The sequence below is a fragment of the Novosphingobium sp. genome (assembly GCF_965229225.1).
In the GTDB taxonomy this organism is placed as follows: domain Bacteria; phylum Pseudomonadota; class Alphaproteobacteria; order Sphingomonadales; family Sphingomonadaceae; genus Novosphingobium.
This window is the reverse complement of the sequence record NZ_OZ245867.1, coordinates 3137809-3153324: the sequence shown is the minus strand read 5'-3', so window position 1 is coordinate 3153324 and position 15516 is coordinate 3137809. Positions and strand designations below refer to the sequence as shown.

The window sequence follows — 15516 nt, the reverse complement described above, 5'->3', positions numbered from 1 at the left end:
GGGATAAACCTCACCATGTATGCTGCCATCGGTATCGTCATTCTCCTCGTCATGGTGTTCGGGGGCTTCGCCATCACCGGCGGCGCGCTCGGCCCGGTCATGGAGGCTATCCCGCACGAAATGCTGATCATCGGCGGCGCGGCGCTCGGTGCCGTGGTAGCCGGCAATTCGCTCCATGAACTGAAAGCCATCGGCGGCGGGCTCGGCAAAGTGTTCAAGGGGCCGAGGCACACCAAGCAGGATCACGTCGATGCCATCGTGCTGTGCACGCGGCTCATGAAGATCCTGCGCAGCGACGGCCCCGTCGCGCTCGAAAGCCACGTCACCGATCCCGCAAACTCGCCGATCTTCGCCGAGTTTCCCAGGATCCTGGCCAACAAGCCGCTCGTCGGCCTGATCTGCGATACGCTCACGCTCATCGTCGTGTCCTCGGGCACGCTGGAGGTCCACGCCGTCGAGGATGTGATGGACCACGCAATGAAAACCCATTTCCACGAAATGAGCGAGCCGCAGCACGCCCTGCAAAACCTGGCGGACGCGCTCCCCGCATTGGGTATCGTCGCGGCGGTGCTCGGCGTGGTGAAAACCATGGGCTCGATCGACAAGCCGCCTTCGGTCCTCGGCGCGATGATCGGCTCGGCGCTCGTCGGCACGTTCATGGGCGTGCTGCTCGCCTATGGCATCGTCGCGCCGCTGGCGGGCCGCCTCAAGCAGGTGCTCGATCAGGATGAGATGATCTTCCAGGCGGTCAAGCAGGTGATCATCGCCAGCTTGCACGGCTGGCCGCAGCCCCTCGTCGTCGAAAGCGCGCGCTCGGGCCTCGGCCATTCGTTCCGCCCCGGCCTTTCCGAACTGCTCGACGCGCTGCGCGGAAGATAGCCCGTGGCACGATCTCCCAAGGGCAAGAACGAGCCGGTTCGCCCGATCATCGTCAAGAAAGTCACCGTCGTCGCAGGCGGCCACCACGGCGGCGCGTGGAAGGTCGCCTATGCGGACTTCGTGACCGCGATGATGGCGTTCTTCCTGCTCATGTGGCTGCTCGGCGCGACGACCGAGAAGCAGCGCAAGGGCATCGCGGATTACTTCACGCCCACGCTGGTGACGATGAAGAAGGGCAGCGCGGGTTCCTATGGCCTGCTCGGTGGTTCCTCGCTCACCGAAGCCGACAGCTACCAGTACCGCGCCGGCCAGACCGGCACCAAGACGCTGACGATCCCGCGCGATGCCACCGGCGGCCCCAAGGATGGCGGCACCAAGGCCAAACGGACTGCAAGCCTTCAGCAGCGGCTCCAGCAGAAGCTCGCGGCGAACGCGAACTTGCGCAAGCTCGCCAAGCAGGTCCACGTCAGCCAGACGCCCGAGGGCATCCGCCTCGATCTGATGGACGATGCCAATTTCTCGATGTTCCGCCTCGGCACCACGATCCTCACCCCCGAAGCCGCCGAACTCGTCCGCGCGATCGGCCAGGCGCTCGGCCCCGACGCGGGCGGCCTCACCGTGCGCGGCCACACCGATGCACTGCAATGGCGCCCCGGAGACCCCGCCAACAACTGGTCCCTCAGCGCCGGCCGCGCCGAAGCCACCCGCCTTGCCCTGATGAAAAGCGGCGTCACCGAAGGCCGCTTCCGCCGCATCGAAGGCGTCGCCGATCAGGAGCCGCTGATCGCGGACAACCCCACCGACCCGAGGAACCGGCGGATGAGTATCCTGCTGATGAACTGAAATTCCTCCCCGATCTCGCTCGGGGAGGGGGACCGCCGCGAAGCGGTGGTGGAGGGTTCGGCGCGGCTAAGGCGGGGATGGCAGTAATGCGCCAGATTACAGCAAAAGCAGTCTTTCCGGAGACGACAACATTGCGGACATTCGGTTTGAACCGTATTCAAATTTGATGGTCAAGGTTTCTACCAGCATCCGACTTTCGGTTTTGATAGCGACACTAATGGCCCTTGCGAGTTGCCCAGGACGCGATGAAGATTGTCCCACAGGGGCCACTGAGGAGACGAACGTTACGCAGGGTCCGGTTGGAAGAATTGATTTCTCACTTGATCACCCCCGAAAAATCAAAATAGCCTGGTTTCCCTCTGCCAAAAGAGACCGTCTTCGAAAACTAGCGCAGGAATTCGAGCCACTGGGTAACATAACTGTATCGGCCAACACTCGAGATGGACTCTTTATAGGCATCGATGATGGCGAATGGGGCGGAAAACTGGTGTATGTCCCAAAAGAAACAGAACTTCCTAATCAACAGATAATTTCAAAAAATGTGAAATTTGCGTTTGAGAAAGGCGACCGCCTCTTTGTTCTTACCGGTCTATCTCATATGGCTATGAGCGAGGGGGCGTTGTGGAGTGTGACTCCCAGTAACGTACCCACCATACAAAAATTGATCGAATTTCCCTCTGAGGTGAAAACAATCATCGCCACACCTCAGCGGAGCCTCGTCTTTATCACTGAACATGGCAAATACCGGTTACCGTGGCGCGGTCAAATCGCACCTTGCCAATGACGAACGCTGTCCGCTTCCCACCCAATTGTTGCCATCCAATCCAATCGCCTGGCTCCCCAAAAGCCGCCATCACATCTCCACCCCCAAACCCCTTGCACCCCGGCCCCCACCCCGCCTAGCCTGCATCGGGGCTCAGCAGGGGGAACACGGCAATGCGGACAGGATTTGCGAGGGCAGCCATCGCCGCCCTACTGGCGGTGGCATCGCCCGCCGCCGCATCCACGCTCATCACCGGCGCGGCCGTCTTTGACGGCACCGGCGCGCCAGCCCGCAAGGTCTCCGTCCGCATCGATGGCGACCGCATCCTCGCCATCGGCGCGCTGAAGCCGCGCAAGGGCGAAACCGTGATCAAGGCACAGGGCCTCGCGCTCGCGCCCGGCTTCATCGATGCGCACAGCCACCACGATAGCGGTGACTACAAGGATCGCAGCATGCCCACGCTGCTGGCCCAAGGCGTCACCACCATCGTCGTCGGGCAGGACGGCGGCAGCCACGGCCCCTTTGCCGAGCTCGCCGCCAAATACGCGAGGCGCCCAGCCGCAATGAATGTCGCCGCCTACACCGGCCACGGCTGGCTGCGGGATCAGACCATGGGCGCGGACTACAAGCGCGCCTCCACCCCCGCCGAACTCGCCAAGATGCAAGCGCTCCTCGCCGCCGACATAAAGGCCGGCTCGCTCGGGCTTTCGAGCGGCCTTGAATACGATCCCGGCATCTATTCCGATCACGCCGAACTCGTCGATCTCGCCCGCACTGCGGCGGCAGGCGGCGGGCGCTATATCAGCCACATGCGCAGCGAGGATGTCGCCTTCGACGCCGCGCTCGATGAACTGCTCGATATCGGCGAAAAGGCGAAGCTCCCGGTGCAGATCTCGCACCTCAAGCTCGGCATCGCCGACCGCTGGGGCCAGGCGAAAGCCGTGCTGGCCAAGCTCGACGCCGCCCGCGCGCGCGGCATCGATGTGACGGCGGACGTCTACCCCTACGAGTACTGGCATTCGACGCTGACCGTCATGTTCCCCAAGCGCGATTTCACCGATCTCGCCGCTGCCCGCTTCGCGCTCACCCACCTCTCCACGCCGGAAGGCATGCTGCTCGATTACTACGCGGCAGAGCCCGCGTTCGAGGGCCAGACCATCGGCCAGATCGCCGCAGCGCGCAAAGAGGAACCCGCCGTCACCTACCTCTGGCTCATCAACCGCGCGCTCGATTGGGAAAAGGCGCACCCTGATGCAGGTGGCGGCGAATCGGTGATCGGCACCGCCATGGCCCCGGCAGACGTGGCCGCATTCCTCGCGTGGAAGCACAGCGTGGTGTGCTCGGACGGCATGATCGGCTCGCGCCACCCGCGCGGCGCGGGCGCAATGGCCAAGATCCTGCGCCAGTATGTCCGCGAGCAGCATGTCCTGACGCTACCCGAAGCCATCCACAAGATGACCGGGCAAACCGCCGAGCAATTGGGCATCGCCGGGCGCGGCGTGATCCGGGCTGGCTACAAGGCCGATCTCGTGCTGTTCGATCCCGCCACCATCACCGATCATGCCAAGGTGGGCGATTCCGCCGCGCTCGCCACCGGCGTTTCACGCGTCATCGTGAACGGCAAGCTTGTCTACGCCGATGGCAAACCCACCGGCACCTGGCCCGGCCAGTTCCTCAAGCGGGGTCAACCCTGATGCACCGCCGCGCTTTTCTTGCGTCCGGCCTCGCTGCCGGAGCCGCCGGCGCCGTGCTTGCCGCCACCCGCGCCGCTGCCGCGCCGATCCTCTCCGCCACCAACTTCGGCCTCACCCTTGCGCAGGCGCAGCGGCGCAATGGGTGGATCGAAGTCGATGCAGCGGCTTTCACGGCCAATATCGCCACCTTGCGCAAGATCGTCGGCTCCTCGCGCATCTGCGCGGTGATGAAGGCGGACGCCTATGGCAACGGCATCGCGCTCCTCATCCCCTCGGTCATCAAGGCCGGGATCACCGATGTCGCGATCACCTCCAACGACGAAGCCCGCGTCGCGCGCCAGTTGGGCTATCGCGGGAGGCTCTACCGCATCCGCCTCGCCGCGCCGGAGGAAATGGAAGACGCCATGGGCACCGGCCTTGTCGAACTGATCGGCAATGCCGAGGCCGCCGCCCGGCTCGAAGCGCTCTGGCGCCAGCGCCGCCCGCGCTTCCCGCTCCCCGTCCACCTCGCGCTCAATGCGGGCGGTATGTCGCGCAACGGGGTCGAGCTTTCCACCGATTACGGCAAGGCCGATGCCCGCGCCATGCTCGCCCTCAAAGGCCTGCGCATCGCGGGCGCGATGACGCATTTTCCCAGCGAGGAAGCGCCCGATATTCTCGGCCAGCTGGCGCGCTACAAGGAAGACCTCGCGTGGCTGCAGGGCGAAGGCCTCAAGACGGAAGGGTTCACGCGCCACACCGCCAATACCTTCGCCACCCTGACACAGCCCAATACCCGGCTAGACATGGTCCGCGTCGGCGGCGCGCTCTATGGCGATCCCGGCTCGGTCAAGACCACCGCCTTCATCCCTGTGCCGACGATCAAGTCGCGCGTCGCGGCGGTGAACCACTACCCGGCCGGGCAGACCGTCGCCTATGATCGCACATTCCGGCTGGAGCGCGAAAGCTGGCTGGCGAACGTCCCTATCGGCTATTCGGACGGCGTGCGCCGGGGCTTCAGCCACGCCAACCGGCCTGAATTCCCGCCCGAAAGCAAGAACCGCACCGAAGTCCTCATCCGCGGCCGCCGCGCCCCCGTCGTCGGCCGCGTTACCATGAATACGCTGATGGTCGACGTGACCGATCACCGCGACGTGCAGTTCGACGATGAAGTGGTGCTGTTCGGCCCGCAAGGCGCCGACCGCATCACCCAGGCCGAGTTCGAAGCGAACAGCAGCGCCTACGCGCCGGAAATGCTCGCCGTCCTCGGCACCGCGCTCCCCCGCGTACTGAAACGCTGAGAACCTCCCCGGAACGGGCAGGGGGACCGCCGAAGGTGGTGGAAGGGTAGAAAACCAAAAGCCCGGCGATCCCACATGAAAGGATCGCCGGGCATGGTGCGCACCCGGTGGAGATCGGGCGAGCGGGGAGTTCAGAACTTAACGCAGCAGCGACAGCACGTTCTGCTGGCTCTGGTTGGCCTGCGCGATCATCGCGGTAGAAGCCTGGCTCAGGATCTGGGCCTTGGCCATCGCGGTCGTTTCGGCCGAGTAGTCGGTGTCCTGAATGCGCGAACGGGCGTCCGACAGGTTGGTGATGTTGTCGTTCAGGTTGTTGACGGCCGATTCCAGGCGGTTCTGGCCGGCACCGAGCGTCGCACGGGTCGAATTGACGTTGGCAAGCGCGGCATCGACGTTGTCGATCGTGGTCGAGGCCTTGGACGCATCGGTCACATCCAGCGCTTGCGTCGTCGAGGCCGCGCTGTAGGCCGTCAGCGTGCCGCCGAACAGCTTGGTACCATCGAAGGCCTTGCTGACGATATCGACCGTGTCACCCGTGTTGGCACCGGTCTGGATCGAGAACTTGACATCGTCCGCTGCAACCGGCGCAGCGCCGACTGTCTTGAACACCGCGTTGCCGTTGAACTTGGTGTTGTTCAGCACGTCCGAGATCTGGGCGTTGAGGTTGCCGACTTCCGACTGCATCGCGTCGCGGTCCGACTGCTGGTAGGTGCCCGACTTCGACTGCACGGCCAGTTCGCGGACGCGCTGCAGCATATTGGTCACTTCGTTAAGCCCGCCTTCTGCGGTCTGCGCCAGGCTGATGCCGTCGTTGGCGTTGCGAACGCCCTGGCTCATGCCCTTGATCTGCGAGGTCATCGTGGTCGCAATCGCGAGGCCGGCTGCGTCGTCCTTTGCGCCGTTGATGCGCTTGCCGGTCGAAAGGCGTTCCATTGCCTGACCGGCCATCTTGGATGCGCTGTTCGAAGCGTTGGCCGCCTTGATGGCGCTGATGTTGGTGTTGATAACCGCCATGTCTTGTCTCCAGTGAGAGGGGTCGTTCCCCGTATGACGCCGGTCGGGGATCGACGCGGCAGCCACGGCAAAGACCGGCAAAACGCTGCCGGGTTTAAGGGGGGATCGGCAGCGATCTGCCGGATCCAAGTAGTAGCCCTTAGGGCGTGCGCGGAGCTTAAAGTTTCGCAGCGCTTGACGTTTTCGCGCGAAAAACAGCCCATCACGATGGTTAAGACGCCAGCACGAACAGGGTTTGGAAACATGAACATTCAGCAGGCAGCGCGCAGCAATGGAGGAAGCGCCGCCACCACGCCCGCCCCGCACGCAGCCTTGCTCGCTCGGGCCCGCTCGGTTCTGGGCAGCTTCACCACTGCCGGAACCTTCACCCTGCGCGGCGCGGAAGAGCCGCCCGCACCGGGCCTGTTCGATCGCACCGTGCTGCTCTCGCGCGCGGCCGGCAATGCCATCACGCGCGGCCACGGCGGCCGCCACGATCTTGCCTATGCAGACAGCGCCGATCCTGCTGTGCTGGCCGCGCTGATCGCCTGCGCCGCCCCCACCGGCAGCCCTGTTGCCGCCGATCCCGAAATGCTCTCTGTCCTCGCGCTGGCCGAACGCCTTGCCCAGGCCGAGATCCCGGTGCTCATCAACGGTCCCACCGGCACGGGCAAGGAAGTGCTCAGCCGCTTCATCCACATGCGCTCGCCGCGTGCCGCTGCGCCGTTCATCGCGATCAACTGCGCCGCCATGCCCGAAACGATGCTGGAGGCCATGCTGTTCGGCCACCAGAAGGGTGCCTTCACCGGCGCCAATGCCGCAGCGGAAGGCTTCTTCCGCGCCGCGCACGGCGGCACGCTGCTGCTCGACGAGATCGCCGAAATGCCCCTCGCGCTCCAGGCCAAGCTGCTGCGTGTGCTGCAGGAAGGCGAAGTCGTGCCCATCGGGGCCACCAAGCCAGTCAAGGTCGACGTCCGCGTGATCGCCTGCGCCAACCGCGATCTGCCAAGCGAAGTCGAGGAAGGCCGCTTCCGCGCCGACCTCTTCTACCGCCTCAACGTCTTCCCCCTCGAACTCTCGGCCCTGCGCGATCGCCCGGCTGACATCGCCCCGCTCGCCTTCGCGATGGTGCTGCGCCATGTACCCGCCCCGGGACCTCAGGCCCGCCCGGTGCCGTGGATCGGTGAGGCCGCGCTTGCGATGCTCGAAGCCCACGCCTGGCCGGGCAATGTGCGCGAGCTTGAAAACGTCATGCGCCGCGCGCTGCTGCTTGCGGGCGACGCCGCAGAAATCGGCTTGCAACATATCGTGTTCGATCGCCCGGTGCGTGCTGCGGGCGAAACCGTCAGCGCCGATCCAGCACCCGGCACAACCACTATCCCGGGCGGCAAGCTCTCCAACATCGTCCAACTCTCTGAAACCCGCGCCATCCTCGCCGCGCTCGACAGCTGCGGCGGCAGTCGCGTCGCCGCCGCGCGCAAGCTCGGCATTTCGGAACGCACCTTGCGCTACCGCCTCGCCGAATTCCGCGAGAACGGCATCGCCGTGGCCGGTAGCCGGCGATGAGCGGCATTGGGGGCATCAATGGAGCTGGGGGGCTCCAGCAGATCATGGCGCTGCGCCAGCAGATCATCGATCGCTCGCAGCTCCTGCAGCAAGTCCGCACGCCCGCAGCCGGCGCGCCCGAGGCCGCGCCCGAAGCACCCGCAACTGGCTTCACCTCAGCGCTCAAATCCGCGCTCGACAACGTCAACGCGGTGCAGGGCAAGGCCGAAGCGATGAGCGAAGGCTACGACAAGGGCGAGGTCACCGACATCGCAAAGGTCATGCTCGCCCGCCAGGAAGCCGGCGTCGCCTTCGAGGCCACGCTGCAAGTGCGCAACAAGCTGCTCACCGCTTACCAGGACATCATGAGGATGGGGGTCTGATAAATGGCCGATCCAGCTAATCCAGCGCCCACATCCGTTCAGGGCCTCTCGCTCTTCGCCCCGCTCACCGATCCGGCGGGCGGCGGCATGCTCGCGCGCACCGGCGCGTTCCTTGGCCAGCCACCTGTACGTCGCGCGCTGCCATGGTTCGCAGGGGTTTCTGCCGCGGGCCTCACCGCGCTGCTCTACATGACCATGGCGCCCGCCCCCCAGCGCATTCTCTACAGCGATCTCAATGACAGCGAACGTGCCCAGGTCGTCGCCGCGCTAGACAAAGCCTCGATCGCCTACACCATCGACAACGCCACTGGCGCGGTCACCGTGGGCGAGAACGACCTCTACAAGGCGCGCATGGTCGCCGCTTCCGATGGCGCGCTCGCCACGCCCGAAACCGGCGCGCAGATGCTCGACAAGCTGCCGATGGGCGCCAGCCGCACGCTCGAGGGCGAACGCCTTCTTGCCGCGCGCGAACGCGAGCTTGAACTCACGGTGATGCAGATCGACGGGGTGGAGGCGGTGCGCGTCCATCTCGCCGAACCGGAGAAGTCGGTCTTCGTCCGTGATAACGCCGCCCCCACCGCCTCGGTCATGGTCAAGCTCGCGCGTGGCCGCCAGTTGGCCGACAGCCAAGTCAGCGCCATCGTCAACCTCGTCGCGGGCTCGGTGCCTTCCCTGTCCGTCGATGCGGTCAAGGTGATCGACCAGCATGGCCGCCTGCTCTCCTCGGCCAAGCCCGGCGAGACCGACCGGCTCGATCTGCAGTCGCGCTTGGAGGAAAAGCTGCGCAGCCAGGTCTCGCAGCTGCTCACGCCGATGCTCGGCGAAGGCAATTTCTCCAGCGAGATCCAGGTCGATCTCGATATGGACCAGCTCACCTCCGCGCGCGAAAGCTATGACAAGCAGGGCGTTGTCCGCTCCGAAACGCAGTCCGCCTCGCAGACCCCTGGCGCGGGCACGGCGTCAGGCGTTCCCGGTGTCCTTTCCAACACTCCGCCGCCGCCGACCACCGCCCAGCCCGGCGCTCCCGGTGCCCCGCCCACTCCGGCCGCGAGCCCCACGCCTGCTGCAACACCCTCGGCCACCGGCGAAAGCTCCTCCGCGCGCACCTACGAACTCGGCCGCGAAGTCGCCGTCACCAACCAGACGCCCGGCAGGATCAAGCGCCTCTCGGTCGCCGTCGCGCTTTCGGGCGCGATCATGGCCAAGGCCAAGCCTGCCGAGATCGACCAGATCAAGCAGCTCGTTGCCGCCGCCGTCGGCGCGGATACCGCGCGCGGCGATCAGGTTGCGGTCGTGGTGCGCAATTTCAGCCCCGTCGCCATCGCCCCGCCCGCCTTCTGGGAGACACCGTGGTTCGCAATGATCGTGCGCAATGCCGTGGCGCTCGTCGCCGTATTGCTCACCCTGCTCCTCGGCGTGCGCCCACTGATCAAGGCGCTGAAGCGCGATCCCGCGCCTGTCGTCATCAAGGATAACGCAGACACCGACGGCACCAGCGATGGCGAAGACAGCGAAGCCCTCGAAGAGGGCGGCAACACCGATGCCCCCGCCCGCCGCCGCAAGAGGATCCAGCGGATCGAGCCGATCGTCGATCCCGAAACCGGCGAGATCGATCCTGATGCGCTCAGCCGTCAGGTCGGCGTCGCCCAGCGCATCGTGGTCCAGCAACCCGACAGCGCGCTCAACGCGCTGCGCCAGTTGCTCAACGAACCTGCACCCGAGGGAATGGAATGACCACCGAGGCCCAGGCCCAGGCCGGCGGCGAAATCAGCGGCCCCACCCGCGCCGCCGTCATGATGATGCTGCTCGACGACGATCATGCCGCCGCTCTGCTTGCCCAGCTCGAACCCGCCGAACTGCGCCTGCTCGGCGCCAAGATGTGCGAGATCGGCGAGATCGACGCCGACGCGATCACGCAGGCCCTGCAGAGCTTTGTCGACAATGCCGCGCAGGTCACCATCGGGGCCAACGACCGTGTCGGTCAGGTGCGCCAGCTGATGACCCACGCGGTGGGCGACATCAAAGCCGACAACCTCATGCAGCGCATCGCCCCCGATGCCCCCCGCCCCGGCTCCAGCCTCGAACTCGCGCGCTGGCTCACTCCGCACGCGCTGGTGCCACTGGTGCAGGGCGAACATCCGCAGGCGCTCGCGGTGCTCCTCGTCCAGCTCGATCCGGAAGTCGCGGCGGGCGTGCTCCATGCCCTGCCCGATGCGCTCCAGCCGCAAGTGGTCCAGCGCATCGCCACGCTCGGCCCCGTCGCGCCCGAAGCAATCGCCATGCTCGAAGACCTCCTCGCGCAGCGCATCACCGAATGCCACGGCAGCGCCGCGCTCACCATGGGCGGCCCGCGCGAGGCGGCGGACATCATCAACGCCTCGGTCCGCGCAGTCGAGAAACGCGTCATGCCCGAGATCGCGCGGGCGGACAAACAGCTCGCAAAGGCCATCGAGAACGAGATGTTCAAGTTCGAGCACCTCTTCGTGCTCGACGAGAAATCGATGGGCTCGCTCCTGCGCGAAGTCGATTCCGATACGCTCATCGCCGCGCTCAAGGGCATCGCCGCTGATCAACGCGAATGCTTCTTCCGCGCCATGTCGAGCCGCGCCGCCGAAGGCGTACGCGATGAGATCGATGCGCGCGGCCGCATGAAGATGGCCGAAGTGGTCGAGGCGCAGAAGGCCGTGGTCACCGCCGCCCGCCGCCTCGCCGCCGAAGGCACGATCGTATTTGGCGCGGGCGACGACGACTATGTCTGAGGCCGGCCCGGGCACGGTGGTCCGCGCGCTATCGCTCGCCGAACTCGGAGGCGGGAGCACCGGCTTCCTCCGCCGCAATAAATGGGGACAGTCCCCTATTTTTTCCGAGCCATCCGAACCGCCCCCGCCCGAGCCCGAGGAGGACCCTGAAACACGCGCTTTTGCCGCAGGCTATGCACAAGGCGCCGCCGATGCCGAAGCCGCCTTCACCGAAGCGCTCTCCCGGCAGGACGCTGCCCGCGCCAAGCTTGAGCTCGCCTTCGGCCGCCTCGATGCAGATCTCACGCGCGAGCTCGAAGCGCGCCTGCGCGACACGGTCCTCGCGCTCTGCGCCCCGCTGCTGGGTGAATATGCCGCCAACGAGGAAGCCCTCGCCGCCCGCGTCACGGTCGCCGCCGGCATGCTCGCGCGCGCGGCAGACGAGCGCGTGATCCGCCTCCACCCCGAAGACCTCGCGCTGCTGGCGGCCCGCCTCCCTGAAGACTGGCACTTCGAGCCTGATCCCGGCCTCGAACGCGGCGCGCTGCGGATCGAAGGCACTGCCGGCGGCGTCGAGGACGGCCCCGGCACATGGCAGCGCGCCCTAAGCGATGCGCTTTCCTCATGCTAGATGCTGCCCTCCCCGTCCTCGCGCGCTGCGAGGAAGCCCAGCCCGAGTTCGCCCCGCGCCGCTACGGTCTCGTCACTGCTTGCGATGGGGGCCTGCTCGAAGTCAGCGGCCTCTCACTCCCCATCGGCGCGCAATGCCGCATCGCGCATGGTCCTGATCGAGAAAATGGGGGCTCGCTCCTCGCCGAAACCATCGGCTTTCGCGCCGGGCGCATGCTGATGATGCTGCTCGGTGATACGGTCCTCCTGCGGCCCGGCGCGCGCGTCCGCCCCGAAGGCAAGCCCGGCATGCTCCCGGTGGGCGAAGCCTTCCTCGGCCGGGCAGTGGATGGCGAAGGTCTGCCTATCGACGGCGGCCCTCCCATCGCCGCCCGCGCCGACTGGCCTGCGGGCGGGATCCGCGCCGGCGCGCTCGATCGCGCGCCCGTGCGCGAACCCTTCGATGTCGGCGTGCGCGCCTTGAACGCGCTCACCACCTTCGGCGTCGGCCAGCGCATCGGCGTCATGGCCGGCTCGGGTGTCGGCAAGTCCGTCCTTCTCGACATGATCGCCCACGGCACCGAGGCCGAGATCGTAATCGTCGGCCTCATCGGCGAACGCGCGCGCGAAGTCTCCGATTTCGTCGAAAAGCACATGTCCGGCCCGCGCCGCGCGCGCAGCGTCGTGGTCGCGGTCCCCGCCGATCACGCGCCAAACTTGCGCATTCGCGGCGCCATGCTCGCCACCTCGATGGCCGAATACTTCCGCGCCGCCGGGCATCAGGTTCTGCTCATCATGGACAGCCTCACCCGCGTCGCCCACGCGGGCCGCGAGATCGCGCTGCTGCTCGGCGAACCCGGCGCCGCGCGTGGTTATCCGCCTTCCGCGCTCGCCACGATCACCAAGCTTGTCGAACGCGCGGGCAATTCGGCGGCGAGCGGCGGTTCGATCACCGGGCTCTACACCGTGCTCGCAGACGGCGACAACCAGGACGACCCCGTGGTCGATACCGCCCGCGCGATCCTCGATGGCCACGTCGTCCTCTCGCGCGATCTCGCCCAGCGCGGCCAGTATCCCGCGATCGATATCGCCGCCTCCCTCAGCCGCGTGATGAACGATATCGTCGATCCGCTGCACCAGGTCGATGCCCGCGCCTTCCGCGCGCTCATCGCCAACTACGAGGCGAACCGCGATCTCGTGCTCATGGGCGCCTACCGCGCCGGTGCCGATCCGCAACTCGACCGCGCCATCGCCAAGCACGGTGCGCTCACACAGTTCCTCAGCCAGCCCCAGCGCGAAGTCGTGCCGATGGAGCGCAGCATCGCTGAACTCGCCGCGCTGATGGCCGCATGAGCGCCGACCGGATCAAGCTCAAACGCCTGCGCCGCCTTGAACGCCTGCGCGGCATTGCCCGCCAGACTGCCCTCGGCGAAGCCGCCCGCGCCGAAAGCGCCCTCGCACAGGTCGCCAGTCTCGAAGCGCGCACCACCGCGCTGATCAAGGCCTATCGCCTGCGCAGCGATGCGCGCGATGGCGGCGAACTGCAGCAGACACAGCGATTCGTCGCCGGCCTCACCCGCATCGCCGAAGCCACTGCTGCCGATCTCGTCCGCGCGCGCGAGGCCGCCGATGCCCGCGCCGCCGAAGCCGCCGAAGCCGAGCGCCGCCGCGCCGCGGTGGACGACCGGATCGAGGCCGCGCAGCAGCGCATGGCCCGCAAGGCTGCGGAAAATGCGCATCCGTCAGCACCTTCAGGTCCGCTTGGCACGCCTCTTGAATAGCAGCCGTTAACCAAGCCTCTCGCCAAGGACCGCCGCCCCGCCATGACCGCGCCCGCCTCCGCCCTGCCTTCCAGCGTCGCAGCAGCAGTCCCCACCCAGGGAGCCGCTCCGGCCGCAGCAGCCTCCGGCGCGCGGGGCGCCGAAATGCCCGGCTTTGCGGCGCATCTTGCGCGCGAAGTGCCCGCTGCCGCCGATACGCTGCCCACCGCTTCGCTGACCCTCACCGCTCCTGTGCAGGCCCCCGCTTTGCCAACCGAGGCCGCCATCACGCCGGATACCCCGGCAGAACCCGGCAAGACCTTGCCGCCCGCCCGGCAAAAGCTTGCCGCATCGCCACTCGCGTTCACGCTTGTCGCAGCGCAGGTCCTCAGCGCAGCCAAACCCGCCGCCAGCGAAACGCAAGAGCCTGCGGACAAGACCGCCAGCGACCAGCCCGAGACAGCAACCACCACGCTCGTCCTCGCGCTGACCGGCGCGGCGCTCCCCCAATTCGCTCCCGCTGCCGCGCCAGGATCGACCAAACCCACTGAAGCCGGCGTTCCCGCACAGGGCCTCACTCCGGCCGCCCCGCGTGCAGCCGATGCTGCAGCAGCCCCGGCTCCCGCCGCGCAAGCCGCCCACCCAGCGGCCTTCGCCGTCGCCAGCCTCGTGTTCGAAAGCGAGGCCGCAGCCGTCCCCGCGCAGCAGCAGCCCGCGCCCCCTGATCAGGCCGCGCCCGAAAGCGCGACGCACAACACCGCCCGCGCGCAGCTCTCTACGCTCGCCGCATTGACTGGCGCCCCCACGCCTGATCGCCCGGCAGCGCGCAAGTTCCGCACCGAGGCTGAGCTCGCGCTCCCTGCCGCAGAGATCGCGGATCTCCCGGCGCCCGAAACTGCCGCTGCGCTCGCGCTGGCCCAGCCCACGCTCGCCCCCGCCGCCACACTCGCGGCGCCAGCCGCCGCCGGAGCGCAGCCGATCAGCTTCGACCAGCTTGTCGATTCCATCGCCCGCGCACGCGATGGTCTGGAGCCCGCTGGCCCCGTCGCTGTCGCCATGCACCACGCCGAATTCGGCCGCATCTCGCTGCGCATCGAGGGCGATGCCACCGGCCTCTCGGTCGCGCTGGCGAGCCCCGACCCCGCTTTCGCCCCCGCCGTCGCCGCTGCGCATGCCGCTGCCACGGCGGAACCCGCGCGCGTGGCCTCCGCCTCCGAAACGTCCGGCCAGACCCTGACTCAGGGGCAAGCGCAGGGGCAGGGCCAGCCCGGCACCGGCCAGCAGCGCCAGAGCGCCTACACCTCCGCCTCCCAGCGCCCCGCCGCCAACCCGGCCCGCTCGCCCGCATCCGCTGACGAACGCCGCGGCGGCATCTTCGCCTGACCCCATTCAAGAGACCCGTAAGGACCACCGATGAGCGAGAAGAAGGACAAGGACGCCAAGCCCAAGAAGAAGGGCGGCGGCATGATGCTCAAGATCGGCGCTGCCGGCGCGCTGCTCGCCGTGGGCGGCGGCGGCGCCTATGGCCTTGTCGCTGCCGGGATCATCGGCGGCGGCGGACACGAAAAGGAGCATGAGGACAAGAAGCCCAAGCTCGTCAAGAAGGGCGAGGAAGACCCCTATGCCCCGACCGCCAAGGAAGGCGAGCACGGCGGCGAAGGCGGCGGCGGCCACGAGGTCGATGGCGAGGGCGGCAGCGAATACCGCACCGCCTATTTCAGCTTCTCGGACGACTTCACCTCGAATCTCAAGGATTCCGACATGCTGGTGCAGGTCAGCATCGCCTGCTCTACCCACCGCGACTACCGCGTGATCCTCTGGCTGCAGAAGCACGAGCTCGCCATCCGCTCGGCCCTGCTCACCTCGATAGCCGATACGCCGGGCGAGGACGTCCAGTCCGCCGAGGGCAAGACCCGCCTGCAGAAGCGCCTCGTCGCCACGATCAACAAGGTGCTCACCGATACCGAAGGCTTCGGCGGGGTGGATGCCGTCTACTTCAAGACCTTCATCGTCCAGTAACGCCGGCCCG

The 15516-nt window shown here is 67.1% G+C and carries 15 protein-coding genes; 14 read left to right on the top strand and 1 reads right to left on the bottom strand.

Translation table 11 applies throughout. The annotated features are described in order from the left end of the window. Positions 1-15: 15 nt before the first annotated feature. The 5 genes from motA to alr all read left to right on the top strand — a co-directional run bounded on the left by motA (position 16) and on the right by alr (position 5459). Positions 16-879, top strand: coding sequence for a flagellar motor stator protein MotA (gene motA / locus ACO06X_RS14665; protein ID WP_298166818.1), 864 nt, complete (start codon positions 16-18; stop codon positions 877-879). A 3-nt stretch (positions 880-882) separates the two neighbouring features. Beyond that, on the top strand, positions 883-1722 hold the full coding sequence (locus ACO06X_RS14660) for a flagellar motor protein MotB (RefSeq protein WP_421836971.1): 840 nt from the start codon (positions 883-885) through the stop codon (positions 1720-1722). A 166-nt stretch (positions 1723-1888) separates the two neighbouring features. Then, on the top strand, positions 1889-2506 hold the full coding sequence (locus ACO06X_RS14655) for a hypothetical protein (RefSeq protein WP_421836970.1): 618 nt from the start codon (positions 1889-1891) through the stop codon (positions 2504-2506). A gap of 152 nt (positions 2507-2658) precedes the next feature. Further along, positions 2659-4179 carry an N-acyl-D-amino-acid deacylase family protein gene (locus ACO06X_RS14650; protein WP_421836969.1) on the top strand — a complete coding sequence of 507 codons (1521 nt, stop codon included), beginning with the start codon at positions 2659-2661 and terminating at the stop codon, positions 4177-4179. Further along, entirely contained in the window at positions 4179-5459 is a 1281-nt protein-coding gene (gene alr, locus ACO06X_RS14645; RefSeq protein ID WP_421836968.1) for an alanine racemase, read from the top strand. The genes ACO06X_RS14650 and alr overlap by 1 nt, the downstream gene beginning before the upstream one ends. 138 nt (positions 5460-5597) lie before the next feature. Here the strand turns inward: alr and ACO06X_RS14640 are convergent, their stop codons facing one another. Next, positions 5598-6473: a flagellin gene (locus ACO06X_RS14640; protein ID WP_421836967.1), complete on the bottom strand. Its 876-nt coding sequence runs from the start codon at positions 6471-6473 to the stop codon at positions 5598-5600. A 243-nt stretch (positions 6474-6716) separates the two neighbouring features. On the opposite strand from ACO06X_RS14640, the gene ACO06X_RS14635 reads away from it, so the two are divergent. From ACO06X_RS14635 to ACO06X_RS14595, 9 genes are read left to right on the top strand one after another with little or no spacing between them, the layout of a single operon-like run. After that, entirely contained in the window at positions 6717-8018 is a 1302-nt protein-coding gene (locus tag ACO06X_RS14635) for a sigma-54 interaction domain-containing protein (RefSeq protein WP_421836966.1), read from the top strand. After that, on the top strand, positions 8015-8380 hold the full coding sequence (gene fliE / locus ACO06X_RS14630) for a flagellar hook-basal body complex protein FliE (RefSeq protein ID WP_421836965.1): 366 nt from the start codon (positions 8015-8017) through the stop codon (positions 8378-8380). Before ACO06X_RS14635 ends, fliE begins: the two co-directional genes overlap by 4 nt. Positions 8381-8383: 3 nt before the next feature. Beyond that, a complete protein-coding gene (gene fliF / locus ACO06X_RS14625) occupies positions 8384-10114 on the top strand; it encodes a flagellar basal-body MS-ring/collar protein FliF (protein ID WP_421836964.1) in 1731 nt (576 codons plus the stop codon). Then, positions 10111-11139: a flagellar motor switch protein FliG gene (gene fliG, locus ACO06X_RS14620; RefSeq protein ID WP_421836963.1), complete on the top strand. Its 1029-nt coding sequence runs from the start codon at positions 10111-10113 to the stop codon at positions 11137-11139. The genes fliF and fliG overlap by 4 nt, the downstream gene beginning before the upstream one ends. Beyond that, positions 11132-11749 (top strand): FliH/SctL family protein, encoded by a 618-nt coding sequence (locus tag ACO06X_RS14615; RefSeq protein WP_421836962.1) that lies wholly within the window; start codon positions 11132-11134, stop codon positions 11747-11749. The genes fliG and ACO06X_RS14615 overlap by 8 nt, the downstream gene beginning before the upstream one ends. After that, positions 11743-13080, top strand: a complete 1338-nt coding sequence (locus ACO06X_RS14610) for a FliI/YscN family ATPase (RefSeq protein ID WP_421836961.1) — start codon at positions 11743-11745, stop codon at positions 13078-13080. The genes ACO06X_RS14615 and ACO06X_RS14610 overlap by 7 nt, the downstream gene beginning before the upstream one ends. Continuing rightward, complete coding sequence (locus ACO06X_RS14605) at positions 13077-13508, top strand: hypothetical protein (protein WP_421836960.1); 432 nt, start codon at positions 13077-13079, stop codon at positions 13506-13508. Before ACO06X_RS14610 ends, ACO06X_RS14605 begins: the two co-directional genes overlap by 4 nt. Positions 13509-13550: 42 nt before the next feature. Continuing rightward, positions 13551-14870: a hypothetical protein gene (locus tag ACO06X_RS14600; protein ID WP_421836959.1), complete on the top strand. Its 1320-nt coding sequence runs from the start codon at positions 13551-13553 to the stop codon at positions 14868-14870. A gap of 30 nt (positions 14871-14900) precedes the next feature. Then, the gene (locus ACO06X_RS14595; protein ID WP_421836958.1) at positions 14901-15506 is read left to right on the top strand and encodes a flagellar basal body-associated FliL family protein; all 606 of its coding nucleotides are present in this window, start codon (positions 14901-14903) and stop codon (positions 15504-15506) included. Positions 15507-15516: the final 10 nt, after the last annotated feature.

Bases quoted from the DNA above. Each gene is read 5' to 3' on its own strand.
- ACO06X_RS14605 (WP_421836960.1), top strand. From the start codon at position 13,077: ATGAGCGCCGACCGGATCAAGCTCAAACGCCTGCGCCGCCTTGAACGC.
- fliG (WP_421836963.1), top strand. From the start codon at position 10,111: ATGACCACCGAGGCCCAGGCCCAGGCCGGCGGCGAAATCAGCGGCCCC.
- ACO06X_RS14655 (WP_421836970.1), top strand. From the start codon at position 1,889: ATGGTCAAGGTTTCTACCAGCATCCGACTTTCGGTTTTGATAGCGACA.
- ACO06X_RS14640 (WP_421836967.1), bottom strand. From the start codon at position 6,473: ATGGCGGTTATCAACACCAACATCAGCGCCATCAAGGCGGCCAACGCT.
- ACO06X_RS14610 (WP_421836961.1), top strand. From the start codon at position 11,743: ATGCTAGATGCTGCCCTCCCCGTCCTCGCGCGCTGCGAGGAAGCCCAG.
- alr (WP_421836968.1), top strand. From the start codon at position 4,179: ATGCACCGCCGCGCTTTTCTTGCGTCCGGCCTCGCTGCCGGAGCCGCC.
- ACO06X_RS14615 (WP_421836962.1), top strand. From the start codon at position 11,132: ATGTCTGAGGCCGGCCCGGGCACGGTGGTCCGCGCGCTATCGCTCGCC.
- ACO06X_RS14635 (WP_421836966.1), top strand. From the start codon at position 6,717: ATGAACATTCAGCAGGCAGCGCGCAGCAATGGAGGAAGCGCCGCCACC.
- ACO06X_RS14600 (WP_421836959.1), top strand. From the start codon at position 13,551: ATGACCGCGCCCGCCTCCGCCCTGCCTTCCAGCGTCGCAGCAGCAGTC.
- ACO06X_RS14595 (WP_421836958.1), top strand. From the start codon at position 14,901: ATGAGCGAGAAGAAGGACAAGGACGCCAAGCCCAAGAAGAAGGGCGGC.
- motA (WP_298166818.1), top strand. From the start codon at position 16: ATGTATGCTGCCATCGGTATCGTCATTCTCCTCGTCATGGTGTTCGGG.
- ACO06X_RS14650 (WP_421836969.1), top strand. From the start codon at position 2,659: ATGCGGACAGGATTTGCGAGGGCAGCCATCGCCGCCCTACTGGCGGTG.
- fliE (WP_421836965.1), top strand. From the start codon at position 8,015: ATGAGCGGCATTGGGGGCATCAATGGAGCTGGGGGGCTCCAGCAGATC.
- fliF (WP_421836964.1), top strand. From the start codon at position 8,384: ATGGCCGATCCAGCTAATCCAGCGCCCACATCCGTTCAGGGCCTCTCG.